We start from the raw sequence: 13,850 nt of genomic DNA on the forward strand, positions 1-13,850 counted from the left end.
GCAATGCCCTTGGCTCGCGCGCGTAATCTATATTGGGGTATGCATGGCCAAGCGGCTGACCTTGTACATCTTCATCGGGCTGGTTCTCGGGCTCGTCGTCGGACTGGCGCTCAACCTGTCGCTCGACGACGGCAGCGCCGCGGCGGCCGCCGAGTTGAAGACGATCGCCGGCTATTTCGCGATCGTCACCGGCCTGTTCCTGCGGCTGATCAAGATGATCATCGCACCACTCGTCTTCGCCACCCTGGTCTCGGGCATCGCGCAGATGGGCGACACCAAGGCATTGGGGCGGATCGGTTTTCGTTCGCTCGCCTGGTTCATCTCGGCCAGCCTCGTCTCGCTCAGCCTGGGCATGATCCTGGTCAACCTGCTGCATCCGGGCGTCGGCCTGAACCTGCCGCTGCCCGCCGTCACCGCCGATAGCGGGGTGGTGAAGACCGGGTTCGACCTCCAGAAATTCGTCACCCATCTGGTCCCCGCCTCGCTGGTCGAGGCGATGGCGACCAACGAGGTGTTGCAGATCGTCATCGGATCGCTGTTCCTGGGCGTGGCGATCACCGCGGTCGGCGAACGCGCCGCGCCGCTGGTCCGCGCGGTCGATGCGCTGGTCGCGGTCATGTTGCAGGTGACCGATTATGTCATGCGCCTGGCGCCGCTGGCCGTGTTCGGCGCGGTTGCGGGCACGCTGACCGAGCGGGGGCCGGGGGTCATCGGCAATCTCGCGGTGTTCATGGGCAGCTTCTATCTCGGGCTGCTGCTGCTCTGGGTGGTGCTGATCGCCGTCGCGACGCTGTTCATCGGCGGGCGCATCCGCGAGCTTCTGTCGCATATCCGCGCGCCGTTGATCCTGGCCTTTTCGACCGCCTCGTCCGAGGCCGCCTATCCGCGCATCCTGGAGGGGCTGGACCGGTTCGGCGTGCCGCCGCGCATCGCCAGCTTCGTGCTGCCGCTGGGCTATTCGTTCAACCTCGACGGGTCGATGATGTACATGACGTTCGCGTCGCTGTTCATCGCCCAGGCGTACGGCATCGACCTGTCGATCGGGCAGCAGATCACCATGCTGCTGGTCCTGATGGTCACGTCGAAGGGGATTGCGGGCGTGCCGCGCGCCTCGCTGGTGGTGATCGCGGCGACGATGCCGATGTTCCACATTCCCGAGGCAGGGCTGCTGCTGATCCTGGCGGTCGACCATTTCCTCGACATGGGCCGGTCGGCGACCAACGTGATCGGCAATGCGGTGGCCAGCGCGGTCATCGCGAAATGGGAAGGGCCGCTCGACGCGCCCGAGCCGGTCGATGTCGAGTCGCTCCACGCGCCGTCGGGACATCTGGCCCAGCCCGCCCCCGACAGCTTCCGGCAGATCGGGGGGCATTGATCCCCTCGCCCGCCATCCGGGGGCGGCCCTGCCCCCTATGGCCGAGCGGGATTGTCCTTCTCAGGCATAGGCATAGGGGCCGCCCTTGGCGAGCGCGACCTGATAGGCGGGGCGCGCGTGGATGCGTTCCAGCCAGGCGATCGTCGCGGGGCGGCTTTCGTCCAGCCCCGCCCGCGCCCGCGCCGCCTCGAGCGGGAAGCTCATGATGATGTCCGCCGCGGTGAACTGGTCGCCCGCGAACCAGGGCGAATGGGTCAGCTCGCTTTCGACATAGTCGAGATGCCGGTCGATCATCGGCATGAACCGCTTGATCGCCGCCTTGCCCAGCACGGGAATGCGGCTGAGCACGAGCAGGACGAACAGGGGCGGCATCAGCGAGCCCTCGGCATAATGCAGCCAGAAGCGCCAGCGTTGCACCGCGTCGCGGTGTGCGGGCGGGCCCAGGCGGCCATCGGCCTTGCCGACCAGATATTCGATGATCGCCCCCGTCTCGGCGATCACCATGCCGTCATCCTCGATCACCGGCGATTTGCCGAGCGGATGCACCGCACGCAGTTCGCGCGGGGCGAGCATCGTCTTGCGGTCGCGCCGATAGCGTTTCACCGCATAGGGCAGGTCGAGTTCCTCCAGCATCCACAGGATGCGTTGCGACCGCGAATTTTCGAGATGATGGACGATGATCGTCATGCCTGTTCCCCATGATGCGGGCGGGGTAACGCGCCAGACCGACCGCAAGGCCCAAAGGCCGCCGGAATGCGGCCATGAACCGATGGCTCAGGCCGCTCCCGCCCTTACCCGCCAGATCCAGGCGGAGGCCGGCAGGGCCACCTGATCGCCGGTGCGGTGATGGGACAGCCCCTCGTGCAACGCCGCCGCGATCCGCGCCCGCTCATCCGGGCCGGCGGTCGACATCGCTCGCGCCGCCGGGCCGATGCGGGACAGGAAATCCACCGCATCCTCGATCGGCGTCGCGCCCTGCCCGACGACATATTCGAAATCGACCCGCGCGGCGGCCTCCAGCGCCCATCCGGCCTGTTCCAGCCACGCCCCCACGCGATGCGAATCGGCAAAGGCGAAGGGGCCCGGTTCATAACCGGCGGCGGGCGCGGGCGAATGGCCGATCGCCTCGTCCGCCAGCGTCGCAAATCCGTTGCGCGCCCGCTCGTCGAAGCAGGAAAAGACCATCGCCGCCCCCGGCGACGCGGCCGCCCGCAAGCCCGTGAACGCCGCGACGGGGTCGGGAAAGAACATCACGCCGTGACGCGAGACGAAGAGGTCGAACGGCCCCTCGGACGCGGCGACCGACACCGCGTCGCCGCAGACGAAGCGGAGCGCCCCGCCCCGGCCCTCCACGTCCACCGCCCGCGTCCCTGCCAGGGCCAGCATTTCCGGCGACAGATCGACCCCGACGACGTCCAGTTCGGGACGCGCCGCCCGGAGCGCCAGGCCGGTCGACCCGACCCCGCAGCCTATATCCAGCGCCCGCCCCCGCTGGGGCGCGACGGCGGCGATGGCGGCGTCGAGATGCGCCGTCAGATGGGTGAAGCTGCGTTCGGTGCGACGCCATTGCTCGGCCCAGACATCGCCGACCCGGCCGCTCCAATCCAGTCCGCTGGTCATCGCCCCCTATCGTCCCCCAAAGCAAAACGGCCCGCCGTCTCCGGCGGGCCGCTGGTCCCTCTTACAGATCGTCGTCCGCATCGGGACCGGTCATCATGTCCTCGGCCACCTGCTCGGTCCGCTGGCGGATCGCGCGTTCCAGGCGGTCGGCCATGTCGGGATTCTCGCGCAGGTAATTCTTGGCGTTCTCACGCCCCTGCCCGATGCGGACCGAGTCGTAGGAGAACCAGCTGCCCGACTTCTCGACCAGCCCGGCCTTGACGCCCAGATCGAGGATCTCGCCGATCTTCGAGATGCCTTCGCCATACATGATGTCGAATTCGACCTGCTTGAACGGCGGGGCGACCTTGTTCTTCACCACCTTCACGCGGGTCGCGTTGCCGGTGATGTCCTCACGGTCCTTGATCTGGCCGGTGCGACGGATGTCGAGCCGGACCGAGGCATAGAATTTCAGTGCATTGCCGCCCGTCGTCGTCTCCGGGTTACCGTACATCACGCCGATCTTCATGCGCAGCTGGTTGATGAAGATCACCATGCAGCGCGAACGGCTGATCGATCCGGTCAGCTTGCGCAGCGACTGCGACATCAGGCGGGCCTGAAGGCCGACATGGCTGTCGCCCATCTCGCCCTCGATCTCGGCGCGCGGGACGAGCGCGGCGACCGAGTCGACCACCAGCACGTCGATCGCGTTCGAGCGGACCAGCGTGTCGGTGATCTCCAGCGCCTGCTCGCCGGTATCCGGCTGCGACACGATCAGTTCGTCGATATTGACGCCCAGCTTCTTGGCATAGACGGGATCGAGCGCGTGTTCGGCGTCGACGAAGGCGGCGGTGCCGCCCATCTTCTGCGCCTCGGCGATGACGTGCAGCGCCAGCGTGGTCTTGCCCGAGGATTCGGGGCCATAGACCTCGATCACGCGACCGCGCGGCAAGCCGCCCACGCCCAGCGCGATGTCGAGCCCCAGCGAGCCGGTCGAGATCGCCTCGACCTGCATCGTCTCCTTCTGCCCCAGCTTCATCGCCGAGCCCTTGCCGAACGCCCGGTCGATCTGAGCGAGCGCGGCGTCGAGCGCCTTTTGACGGTCTGCGTTTGCGGTTGCCATGCCTGTTTCGATCACTTTCAGATTGGCGGCCATCAGATGCTTCCTTCGCTAGACCAAGCGCGTGGTCCATTCAACGCATCTGCAATGTATGCACTTTGTTCCACAGGAACAAGATGGGAACAAATATCAGGTCAAAAAAGTCGGCAGCGCCCACCAGCCCTGGTCGCGCGCCTGCGTCGCCGCCGCATCCCGGTCCGCGACGGTGTCGAAGATCGCGAAACAGGTCGCCCCCGATCCCGACATGCGCGACAGCCCGACGCCGGGCGCCTGGCCCAGAAAGGCCAGCACCGCGTCGATCGCCGGGGCCAGCGCGCGCGCCGGGGGTTCCAGATCGTTCCGCCCCGCCGCCGCGACCGCCATCACCTCGCCTTCTCCCAGTCCGCCGCGATCCATGCCGTCCCAGCGGCCGAACACCGCCGCCGTCGACACGCCGACGCCCGGATTGACCAGCAGCACCGGCACATCGCCCAGCGGCGGCAGCGGTTGCAGCGCATCCCCCTTGCCCCGGCCCCATGCGGTCCGGCCGAGCAGACACGCGGGCACGTCCGCGCCCAACTCGCCCGCCAGCGCGAACAATTCGGGATGGTCGGGCGCCACGCCATGCAGCCGCGCCAGCGCGCGCAGCGTCGCCGCCGCATCCGCCGACCCGCCACCAATGCCCGAGGCGACCGGCAGATGCTTGTCGAGCGTGATCGCATGATCCGCCGCAACGCCGAACCGCACGCCAAAGCCCTGCGCGGCGCGCATTACCAGATTGTCCTGCTGCGCCTCGCCCGCCAGACGGTCGGCGAACGGCCCGGTCAGGGTCAGGCCAGTCGCGGCGGCGGGTGCGACCGTCACGACGTCGCCGTCGCGGCAAAAGGCGAACAGCGTCTCCAGCTCGTGATAGCCGTCCGCCCGGCGCGCCCGGACGTGAAGGGCCAGGTTGATCTTGGCGGGCGCGGTCTCGACAATGGCGGTCATCCCCGCCCCATGCGACGCCCCGCGCCCGCCAGCAAGAGCGATCAGCGCGACAGCTTGGGCGTGATCCGCGCCCGTTCGCTCTCGTCGGCGGTCAGCGCCGCCGCGCGCCAGGCATAGCGCGCCTCATAATGCCGCCCCAGCGACCAATAGATGTCGCCGAGATGATCGTTGATCTCGCTATTGGCGGGCTCGGCCATGGCGGCACGCTCGATCAGCGGCAGTGCACGCCCGGGCTGCCCCGCCCGGAAATAGGCCCAGCCCAGCGAATCGGTGATCGAGCCATTGTCGGGCGCCAGCTTGCTCGCCCGCTCCAGCATGGCCAGCGAGCCCGCGACATCCTGCCCCCGCTCGACCCGCGCATAGCCCAGATAGTTGAGCGCCAGCGGCTCGTCCGGCGCCAGCGCCACCGCGCGGGCGAGCGCTGCATCCGCCTCGTCCCGCCGCCCCGCCTGATCCAGCGCGCCGCCATATTGCAGCCAGGCCGCCCAGGGCAGCGGCGGATCGGCGCGGGTCACCCGCTCATACCAGGGCACCGCCTCGGCGGGTTGCTGGGCGGCGATCAGCTGGTCGGCATAGACCTGCCAGTCGTCGACCGTCGCATTCTTCGCGGTCGCCAGCCCACGCGCCAGCATCAGTGCCTCGCCCATCCGCTCGGCCGCCCCGAGCAGCCCGACCCGCACCACCGCCGCACGGTGGGCAAAGGCGCGGCGCGGGTCCACCCCCGCCAGCGCGGCGATGGCGGCGTCCCACGCCTCGTCCTTCGACAGCGCCTCGGCCAGCAACAGCCGTGCCCGATCATTGCCCGGATCGGCGATCAGAGCGGTGCGCGCGAGCGCGATGACCAGCGGGCGCGGGCCGTCGCTCGCCAGCTCGGCACCGACGCGGACGAACAGTTGCGACACGCCGAAGCCCAGGTCCGGCTTGACACCCAGCGCCTTGCGACCGGCATCGACCAGCGGATCGGTCATCAGGCGGCGGGCATCGGCCTCGTCGCCATGGCCCGCCATCAGCGCGGCGGCGGCGATCCGGGTATCGGCGGGCGGGCGCATCGCCTCCAGCAGCAGCCGGACCGAGGAATCGTCCATCTTCCTCGCCGCCAGCGCCAGCAGCAGCCGATGCTCCTCGGCCAACCGCCGCGCGACCGGCTCCTTGCCTGCGCTGTCGAGCGCGGGTTCGACCGGCTGTCGGCGATCCCAGGCCGCCCAGGCCTTCAGCACCGGCGACAGAATCTTGAGCGGCCCGCCCGCGATCCCGGCGATCGCCGCGTCATAGCCCGCCCGGTCGCCCTTGCGCGCCGCGATCGCCAGGTCGAGCAGCGTCACGTCGATCGGCGCGACCTTCTCGGCCTGCATGACGCGCGCGGCGCGCAGCGCCAGCGCCTCGTCGCCGCTGATCATCGCCTCGCGATAGGCGCGCACCGCCACCGCCGGATCGTCGGGCCACCCCGCCAGCGCGGTCGCATAATCGCCCGCCGCCTCGGCCGCACGCCCCTCGGCCGCCGCGACGCGGGCGGCGAGATAGGCGGAGAGCGGCTCGGGCGTGGCACGAACCGCCGCCGCCACAGGCACCGTCCAGGCGGCGGAGGCCAGGACGGTCGCCGATAGGAGGAAGGCCAGCCGACGCTTACATATTGGGATAATTGGGTCCTCCGCCGCCTTCGGGTACGACCCAGTTGATATTCTGGGTCGGGTCCTTGATGTCGCACGTCTTGCAGTGGACGCAGTTCTGGGCGTTGATCACGAATTTCGGATCGCCCTCGTCCACGCCGACCACCTCATAAACACCCGCCGGGCAGTAGCGTTGCGCGGGCTCGTCGAACAGCGGCAGGTTGTGCGCGATCGGCACGCTCGCATCCTTGAGCGTCAGATGGACCGGCTGATCCTCCTCATGGTTGGTGTTCGACAGGAACACCGAGGAGAGGCGATCGAAGGTCAGCACGCCATCGGGCTTGGGATAGTCGGGCTTCTTCACCTGATCCTTGCGCCACAGCGTCTCGTGATCGGGCTTGTGCTTCATGGTGAAGGGCATCTTCAGTCCGAAATGCTCCGACCACATGGTGACGTTGGCAAGCCCGCTGCCGACGAAATCGCCATATTTCTTGACGAGTGGCACGACATTGCGGACGCCCGCCAGCTCCTTGTAGAGCCAGGAGGCGCGGAACGCCTCGGGATAGTCGGTCAGCTCGTCGCCCTCGCGCCCCGCCTGCACCGCCGCGAACGCCGCCTCGGCGGCCAGCATCGCCGACTTCATCGCGCCATGCGTGCCCTTGATCCGCGGCACGTTGAGGAAGCCTGCCGAACAACCGACCAGCACGCCGCCAGGGAAGGTCAACTTGGGGATCGCCTGAAGCCCGCCATCATTGATCGCGCGCGCGCCGTAGGAGACGCGCTTGCCGCCCTTCAGCAGCTCGGCGATGACCGGATGGGTCTTCCACTTCTGCATCTCCTGGAACGGGGAGATGTACGGGTTGGAATAGTTCAGCCACGTCACGAAGCCGATCGCGACCTGTCCCCCCGCCTGGTGGTAGATGAAGCCGCCGCCATTGGCGTCGTCGCCCAGCGGCCAGCCCTGGGTATGGATGACGCGGCCCGGCACATGCTTGGCGGGATCGATGTCCCACAATTCCTTGATGCCCAGGCCATAGATTTGCGGATCGCTGTCGCGCGCCAGGTCGAACTGGCGGATAATCTCCTTGGACAGATGCCCGCGCACGCCCTCGGCGAAGAAGGTGTATTTGGCGTGGAGCTCGAGGCCCGGCTGGTAATCGGGCTTGTGGGTGCCGTCGCGCGCCACGCCCATGTCGCCGGTCGCCACGCCCTTCACCCGGCCATCCTCGTGGAACAGGATTTCGGCGGCGGCGAAACCGGGGAAGATCTCGACGCCCAGTTCCTCGGCCTTGCCCGCCAGCCAGCGGCACAGATTGCCGAGGCTCCCCGTATAGGTGCCCTTGTTGTGCATGAAGGGCGGGACCAGCGCGTGCGGCACGTTGCGGTGCTTGCCCGCGGTCAGGATCCAATGATGATTCTCGGTCACCGGCACCTCAGCCAGCGGGCAGCCGTCGTCGCGCCAGTCGGGCAGCAGTTCGTCGAGCGCGATCGGGTCGATCACCGCACCCGACAGGATGTGCGCGCCGACCTCCGAGCCTTTTTCCAGCACGCAGACCGACAGCTCGGCGCCGCCTTGCGTCGCCAGCTGCTTCAGGCGGATCGCGGCCGACAGGCCCGCTGGCCCGGCGCCGACGATCACCACGTCATAGGGCATCGATTCGCGTTCGCTCATGGCATCCTCGCATCTGGTCCGCACCGCTGCCGTAGCGTCCCGTGGATCGGGCTCGTCCGGGCGCGGACGGGAAACAACTTGTCCTGACAGCCGATCCGACAGATTGACGCGCACGTCAACCTTGCAGCATGGGCTAATCCCATATGGGGGCTATTCCGACGTTCGACAGCGCACCGTTCGACAGCGCACAGGCGGCCAGCGTGCTCGACTGGTGGCACGACGCGGGCGTCGACCTGCTGGTCGAGGACGAACCCCGCGACTGGATGGCCGCCGAGCCCGTGCGGCCGATCGGCTTCGCCGCCCCCGCGCCCGCTCCGCTGCCCGCACCGGGTCTGGTCCCCACCCTGCCCGCCGCCGCCCCGGCCGCACTGCTGCCCGATACGCTGGACGCCTTCCTGGCCTGGCGCCTGTCCGACGCCGCGCCGGAGGCGGCGTGGGACGGCATCTCGCTGACCGCCACCGGCCCCGCCGAGGCGCCGCTGATGGTGCTGGTCGACTGCCCCGACCGCGACGACGGCGAAGCGGGACAGATATTGTCGGGCGCGGCCGGTCGCTTGTTCGACCGGATGCTCGCCGCCATCGGCCAGTCGCGCGAGACCATCCACCTCGCCTCGGTCTGCGCGCGGCGGCCGCTGGCGGGCCGGACTCCGGCGGGACTGGAGACGCGGCTGGCCGAGATTTCGCTGCATCATATCGGGCTGGTCCGGCCGCGTTCGCTGCTCCTGCTGGGCAATGCGGCGAGCCGTGCCGTGCTCGGGACCGAACTCACCGGCGCGCGCGGACATTCGCATGCCGTTGACCATAAAAGCGGCAAAAGCCAGGCGGTCGCCAGTTTCCATCCGCGCTTTCTGATCGAAAAGCCGATGGCAAAGGCGGAGAGCTGGAAGGATTTGCAAAGGATCATGGGGGACATGCGCGCATGAAGCTGGGCCAGGCGATCGCACGGACGGCGACCATCGGGGCTTTGCTGGCGGCCGGAACCGGCACCGCCTTCGCCGCCGCGCCGGGAGAACCCGCGGCGGATGCCCGCGCCACCGCCTCGCCAAAGGCCCCGCCCGCCATCCCCGCGCTGCTCGATGCCGATCAGAAGACGGGCTATGCGCGCATCTTCACTGCGATCCGCGAGAGCCGCTGGACCGATGCGCAGCTGGAGCTGGACTCGCTGAAGCCGGGGCCCCTCCACGCCATCGCCCGCGCCGAGCTCTATACCGCCAAGGGATCGCCCAGGGTCGATGCCGAGCGGCTGGTCGCGCTTCTCAACGAAGCGCCCGAACTGCCCCAGGCCGAACAGCTCGCCCGGCTCGCCCGGTCGCGCGGCGCGAAGGACCTTCCCCCGCTGCCCGAGGCGCACAGCCTGATCTGGCAGGACGGCGCGCCCCGCCGCGTCCGCGCCAAGAGCGTGCGGAGCGACCAGATCGCCGCCGAGCTGGCGGTGCGGATGCAGCCCTTCATCAAGGCCGATGACGGCCCCTCGGCCCAGGCCCTGCTGGATGCGACCCAGGGCCTGTCGCCCGAGGCGCTGACCGAGTGGCAGCAGCGTGTCGCCTGGATCTATTTCCTGATGGGCGACGACGCCAATGCCCGGACCATGGCGGCCAAGGCGGCCGACGGGGCCGGCGAATGGGCGGTGCAGGGGCGATGGACCACCGCGCTGTCGGCGTGGCGGCAGAATGACTGCCAGGCCGCCGAGACCGCGTTCGAGGGTACGGCGGCGCGCGCCACCGATGTCGACCTGCGCGCCGCCGCGCTTTATTGGGCCGCGCGCGCCGACATGGTCTGTGGCCGTCCCGACAAGGTCGAGGGGCGGCTCCGCTCCGCCTCGCAGTTCCGCGAGAGCTTCTATGGCCAGCTCGCGCGCCAGGCGCTGGGCATGCGCGGCGACCGCGAGCCGCGCGGGCAGCTGGTCGCGACCGACTGGGTCGCGCTCGACCGTCGCCCCAACATCCTCGTCGCCGCCGCGCTGGTCGAGATCGGCGAGACCGATCTGGCCGATCAGGTCATCCGCCAGCAGGCGCGGATCGGCCAGCCGCAGGAGTTCCGCAACCTCGTCCGCCTGGCCGAATCGCTCGACCTTCCCGCCACGACCGTATGGCTGGCGCACAACTGCCCGGCGGGCGTCACCGCCACCGCCGAGGCGCGCTATCCGACGCCCAGCTGGACGCCCGACAGCGGCTGGCGGGTCGAAAAGGCGCTGGTCTATGCGCACACGCTTCAGGAAAGCGGCTTTCGCAACAAGGTGGTCAGCCCGGCGGGCGCGTACGGCCTGATGCAGATCATGCCCGCAGCCGCCACCGACTTCGCGCGCGAACGCGGCGTGTCGATCGACCGCTCGGCGCTGACCAAGCCGTCGACCAACATGGATATCGGCCAGCGGCATCTGGAGCGGTTGCGCGACATGACCGGCGTAACCGGCGGCCTGCTGCCCAAGGTGATCGCGGCCTATAATGCTGGCCCCAAGCCGGTCGGCGAATGGAACAGCCTGGTCCGCGACAATGGCGACCCGCTGCTCTATATCGAGAGCATTCCTTATTGGGAGACGCGCGGTTACGTGACCACAGTGCTGCGCAATTACTGGATGTACGAAGGCCAGACCGGCAAGGCCAAGTCGCCCAGCCGCGCCGCGCTGGCCCAGGGGATGTGGCCGCGCTTCCCCGGCCTTCCGGGGGCCAGCGCGGTACGGCTCCAACGGCCCAACACCGCGCAGGCGAGCCTGCCCCGCCGGACCACCATCGCGCTGAACGCGGCGGTGAACCCGCAGTCGAGCACCGCGCTTCCCCAGGCGAATTGAGCGGGGGTGTCGGGGCTGAGGGTTTCCCTTGGCCTTCGACTTCGCTCAGGCTGAACGGCGGGGGGTGCGAGGACCATCGCCATTTCTATCCGGTAAGGGCCAGTCGACATTCAGCGATGCCTTCCCGTCCCTCGCCCCTCGCAGAGGGGAGAGAGTTGCGCAGACTTGGCCTTTGCGAGAGCAAAGGCTTAGTCGGAGCTGGGAGAGGGGTGGCGCTAGCCAGCAGGCTGGCAAGCTTCGCTAACCCTCTCCCCTGTCCAGGGGAGAAGGAAGAAGACACAATCCTGAATATCGATCCGCCCCCGCGGGCGTGGTCGATCACACCGCCCCTTCCCGACAGGCCAGCCATGACGCAACCCGAATATCGCTTCCGCCCGCCAGTCCCTCCCCTCCGTTCAGCCTGAGCGAAGTCGAAGGCCACGCCCCTCCGCGCGCCAAGCCGCCCCCGAAACTCCCGCAGAGACGTTCACCCCCCATGCCCATCGACACAAGCCGCAGCTTCCTGCCCGTCCGCATCGCGGTGCTGACCGTCTCCGACACCCGCTCGCTGGCGGAGGACCGCTCGGGCGACACGCTGGCGGGACTGCTGACCGAGGCGGGGCATGAACTCGCCGCGCGCAGCATCCTGCGTGACGATACCGACCAGATCGTCGCCCAGCTGAACCGCTGGATCGACGATGCCAGCATCGACTGCATCCTGACCACCGGCGGCACCGGCGTCACGGGGCGCGACGTCACCCCCGAGGCGGTCGAGCAGGTCGCGAGCAAGATGATCCCCGGCTTCGGCGAGCTGTTCCGCTGGCTGAGCTTCCAGACGATCGGCACCTCGACCATCCAGTCGCGCGCCTGTGCCTGCGTCGCGCGGGGCACCTATATCTTCGCACTCCCCGGATCGACCGGGGCGGTCAAGGATGCGTGGAACGGCATCCTCCGCGACCAGCTCGACAGCCGCCACCGCCCGTGCAACTTCGTCGAGCTGATGCCCCGCCTGCTGGAACGCTGACCGGCGTCAGTCCGCCTGCATCACGGCAAGCTCATGCCCGTCGACATCGCGGAAATGAAAGCGCCGCCCGCCCGGAAAGGCGAAGATCGGCACCACGATCGTCCCGCCCGCCGCCTCGACCGCCGAGAGCGTCGCCTCCAGCGCCTCGACCCGGATGACGGGCAGCGGCGCCTTCACCTTTTCGGGTGAGGCGTCCAGCCCGACATCGGTATCCCCGCTCATCGTCGCGGCATAGTCCGGCCCGAAATCGGTGAAGCACCAGCCGAACGCCTCGGCATAGAAACGCTTCGCCGCCGCCCGGTCCCCGACCGGCAGTTCGAGATAGTCCAGACGCGCCATGACCCGACTCCTTCGTTCTTGCTATGTTCCATTTCCTGCCCTAGTTTCGGGTGATGGGCAAGCGCGATATGGCCAGGCGGACTCCACGCGGTGCGACGGTCAACGCGACCAGCGCCCGTTTCGCCTTGCCGCAGGTCATGGCCGACGGCGACTGGCTCGACATGCAGGATCAGGTCGATGGCGCCCCGCCCCCCTTGCGGACCAGCGTGACCGTCGAGCGACCGCGCACGATCCTGAGCCGCAACAGCTCGCCCGACGTGCCGTTCGACCGCTCGATCAATCCCTATCGCGGCTGCGAGCATGGCTGCATCTATTGCTTCGCGCGGCCTAGCCACGCCTATCACGACCTGTCGCCGGGGCTGGATTTCGAAAGCCGGCTGTTCGCCAAGCCGAACGCCGCCGAATTGCTGCGCGCCGAACTGGCCAGGCCCGGCTACCGCGTCGCGCCCATCGCGCTGGGCACCAACACCGACCCCTATCAGCCGATCGAGGGCGAATGGCGGATCACGCGCGACATTCTGGGCGTGCTGGCGGAGACGAACCATCCGCTGGCGATCACCACCAAATCGGACCGCGTCGTGCGCGACATCGACATTCTGGCCCCCATGGCGGCCCGAGGGCTGGCGACAGTGTGCGTGTCGATCACCTCGCTCGACGCCAGGGTCGCGCGCACGGTCGAGCCCCGCGCGCCGACGCCGGAGCGGCGGCTGGCAGCGGTGGCGAAGCTGGCGGCGGCGGGCATCCCCACCTATGTCTCGATCGCGCCGGTCATCCCCGCGATCACCGATCACGAGATCGAGCATCTGGTCGCCCGCGCCGCCGAGGCGGGGGCGCGCCATGCCTTCTTCGTCCCCGTCCGGCTGCCGCATGAAGTCGCGCCCCTGTTCCGCGCATGGCTGGACACGCATTTCCCCGAGCGCGCGGGCAAGGTGATGGCGATCATCCAGTCGTTGCGCGGGGGACGCGACAATGATCCCGATTTCTTCACCCGGATGCGCGGGCAAGGCCCCTGGGCGGAATTGCTGCGCGTCCGCTTCCACCGCGCCTGTCGGTTGCACGGCCTCAATCGCAACCGGCCGCCGCTCGACACCGGCCAGTTCCGTCCGCCGAGCGGCCCGCAGGGCGAGCTGTTCTGAGGATCATCCCGCTTTGCCCGCGCGTTGGGACCGGGAAGGAGAGCGACGATGATCCACGACCCCGAACAGACCCAGCCCGAACAGGTGCCGAACGAGGACGAGGCCGACAGCTCCGGCGGCGGCTATGGCAATCATGGCGAAGCGGGCGAAGAAGAGCAGGATCGCCGCGAGGTCGGCGGCTGAGCTGATTGCGTCATCGCCCGAACACCGTCACCCCCGCCCGCGCCGGGGTGACGGTCCGGGCT

13 protein-coding genes are annotated in these 13,850 nt (G+C 68.9%); 6 read left to right on the plus strand and 7 right to left on the minus strand.

The genetic code is table 11. The features are described from left to right. Positions 1-43: 43 nt before the first annotated feature. Positions 44-1,375 (plus strand): dicarboxylate/amino acid:cation symporter, encoded by a 1,332-nt coding sequence (locus tag ACFX59_RS08305; RefSeq protein WP_387431419.1) that lies wholly within the window; start codon positions 44-46, stop codon positions 1,373-1,375. A 60-nt stretch (positions 1,376-1,435) separates the two neighbouring features. Here the strand turns inward: ACFX59_RS08305 and ACFX59_RS08310 are convergent, their stop codons facing one another. The 6 genes from ACFX59_RS08310 to ACFX59_RS08335 all read right to left on the minus strand — a co-directional run bounded on the left by ACFX59_RS08310 (position 1,436) and on the right by ACFX59_RS08335 (position 8,339). After that, positions 1,436-2,062, minus strand: coding sequence for a glutathione S-transferase family protein (locus ACFX59_RS08310; RefSeq protein ID WP_387431421.1), 627 nt, complete (start codon positions 2,060-2,062; stop codon positions 1,436-1,438). Positions 2,063-2,149: 87 nt separating this feature from the next. Continuing rightward, on the minus strand, positions 2,150-2,995 hold the full coding sequence (locus ACFX59_RS08315) for a class I SAM-dependent methyltransferase (protein WP_387431423.1): 846 nt from the start codon (positions 2,993-2,995) through the stop codon (positions 2,150-2,152). 61 nt (positions 2,996-3,056) lie between these two features. Beyond that, positions 3,057-4,130, minus strand: coding sequence for a recombinase RecA (gene recA / locus ACFX59_RS08320; RefSeq protein WP_307099453.1), 1,074 nt, complete (start codon positions 4,128-4,130; stop codon positions 3,057-3,059). A gap of 93 nt (positions 4,131-4,223) precedes the next feature. Continuing rightward, positions 4,224-5,060: a 4-(cytidine 5'-diphospho)-2-C-methyl-D-erythritol kinase gene (locus tag ACFX59_RS08325; protein WP_387431425.1), complete on the minus strand. Its 837-nt coding sequence runs from the start codon at positions 5,058-5,060 to the stop codon at positions 4,224-4,226. Positions 5,061-5,101: 41 nt separating this feature from the next. Next, complete coding sequence (locus tag ACFX59_RS08330) at positions 5,102-6,622, minus strand: tetratricopeptide repeat protein (RefSeq protein ID WP_387431428.1); 1,521 nt, start codon at positions 6,620-6,622, stop codon at positions 5,102-5,104. A gap of 61 nt (positions 6,623-6,683) precedes the next feature. Continuing rightward, complete coding sequence (locus ACFX59_RS08335) at positions 6,684-8,339, minus strand: electron transfer flavoprotein-ubiquinone oxidoreductase (protein ID WP_307099459.1); 1,656 nt, start codon at positions 8,337-8,339, stop codon at positions 6,684-6,686. A 143-nt stretch (positions 8,340-8,482) separates the two neighbouring features. On the opposite strand from ACFX59_RS08335, the gene ACFX59_RS08340 reads away from it, so the two are divergent. The 3 genes from ACFX59_RS08340 to moaB all read left to right on the plus strand — a co-directional run bounded on the left by ACFX59_RS08340 (position 8,483) and on the right by moaB (position 12,130). After that, complete coding sequence (locus tag ACFX59_RS08340) at positions 8,483-9,262, plus strand: uracil-DNA glycosylase (protein WP_387431432.1); 780 nt, start codon at positions 8,483-8,485, stop codon at positions 9,260-9,262. After that, entirely contained in the window at positions 9,259-11,127 is a 1,869-nt protein-coding gene (locus tag ACFX59_RS08345) for a lytic transglycosylase domain-containing protein (protein ID WP_387431434.1), read from the plus strand. The genes ACFX59_RS08340 and ACFX59_RS08345 overlap by 4 nt, the downstream gene beginning before the upstream one ends. 475 nt (positions 11,128-11,602) lie before the next feature. Further along, entirely contained in the window at positions 11,603-12,130 is a 528-nt protein-coding gene (moaB, locus tag ACFX59_RS08350; RefSeq protein ID WP_387431436.1) for a molybdenum cofactor biosynthesis protein B, read from the plus strand. A 6-nt stretch (positions 12,131-12,136) separates the two neighbouring features. Here moaB and ACFX59_RS08355 read toward each other — a convergent pair whose 3' ends face one another. Then, positions 12,137-12,469 carry a VOC family protein gene (locus ACFX59_RS08355; RefSeq protein WP_387431438.1) on the minus strand — a complete coding sequence of 111 codons (333 nt, stop codon included), beginning with the start codon at positions 12,467-12,469 and terminating at the stop codon, positions 12,137-12,139. 68 nt (positions 12,470-12,537) lie between these two features. Between ACFX59_RS08355 and ACFX59_RS08360 the strand changes: the two genes are divergently transcribed. Together ACFX59_RS08360 and ACFX59_RS08365 are read left to right on the plus strand one after the other, a co-directional pair. Next, a complete protein-coding gene (locus ACFX59_RS08360; protein ID WP_387431440.1) occupies positions 12,538-13,605 on the plus strand; it encodes a PA0069 family radical SAM protein in 1,068 nt (355 codons plus the stop codon). A gap of 48 nt (positions 13,606-13,653) precedes the next feature. Further along, positions 13,654-13,788 carry a hypothetical protein gene (locus tag ACFX59_RS08365; RefSeq protein ID WP_309696130.1) on the plus strand — a complete coding sequence of 45 codons (135 nt, stop codon included), beginning with the start codon at positions 13,654-13,656 and terminating at the stop codon, positions 13,786-13,788. Positions 13,789-13,850 lie beyond the last annotated feature (62 nt).

Origin of the sequence: Sphingomonas sp. NCPPB 2930 (assembly GCF_042867205.1) — a bacterium.
Lineage (GTDB): Bacteria > Pseudomonadota > Alphaproteobacteria > Sphingomonadales > Sphingomonadaceae > Sphingomonas.

Coding starts and splice junctions, on each gene's coding strand:
- ACFX59_RS08305 (WP_387431419.1), top strand. CDS start 44: ATGGCCAAGCGGCTGACCTTGTACATCTTCATCGGGCTGGTTCTCGGG.
- ACFX59_RS08310 (WP_387431421.1), bottom strand. CDS start 2,062: ATGACGATCATCGTCCATCATCTCGAAAATTCGCGGTCGCAACGCATC.
- ACFX59_RS08315 (WP_387431423.1), bottom strand. CDS start 2,995: ATGACCAGCGGACTGGATTGGAGCGGCCGGGTCGGCGATGTCTGGGCC.
- recA (WP_307099453.1), bottom strand. CDS start 4,130: ATGGCCGCCAATCTGAAAGTGATCGAAACAGGCATGGCAACCGCAAAC.
- ACFX59_RS08325 (WP_387431425.1), bottom strand. CDS start 5,060: ATGACCGCCATTGTCGAGACCGCGCCCGCCAAGATCAACCTGGCCCTT.
- ACFX59_RS08335 (WP_307099459.1), bottom strand. CDS start 8,339: ATGAGCGAACGCGAATCGATGCCCTATGACGTGGTGATCGTCGGCGCC.
- ACFX59_RS08340 (WP_387431432.1), top strand. CDS start 8,483: ATGGGGGCTATTCCGACGTTCGACAGCGCACCGTTCGACAGCGCACAG.
- ACFX59_RS08345 (WP_387431434.1), top strand. CDS start 9,259: ATGAAGCTGGGCCAGGCGATCGCACGGACGGCGACCATCGGGGCTTTG.
- moaB (WP_387431436.1), top strand. CDS start 11,603: ATGCCCATCGACACAAGCCGCAGCTTCCTGCCCGTCCGCATCGCGGTG.
- ACFX59_RS08355 (WP_387431438.1), bottom strand. CDS start 12,469: ATGGCGCGTCTGGACTATCTCGAACTGCCGGTCGGGGACCGGGCGGCG.
- ACFX59_RS08360 (WP_387431440.1), top strand. CDS start 12,538: ATGGCCAGGCGGACTCCACGCGGTGCGACGGTCAACGCGACCAGCGCC.
- ACFX59_RS08365 (WP_309696130.1), top strand. CDS start 13,654: ATGATCCACGACCCCGAACAGACCCAGCCCGAACAGGTGCCGAACGAG.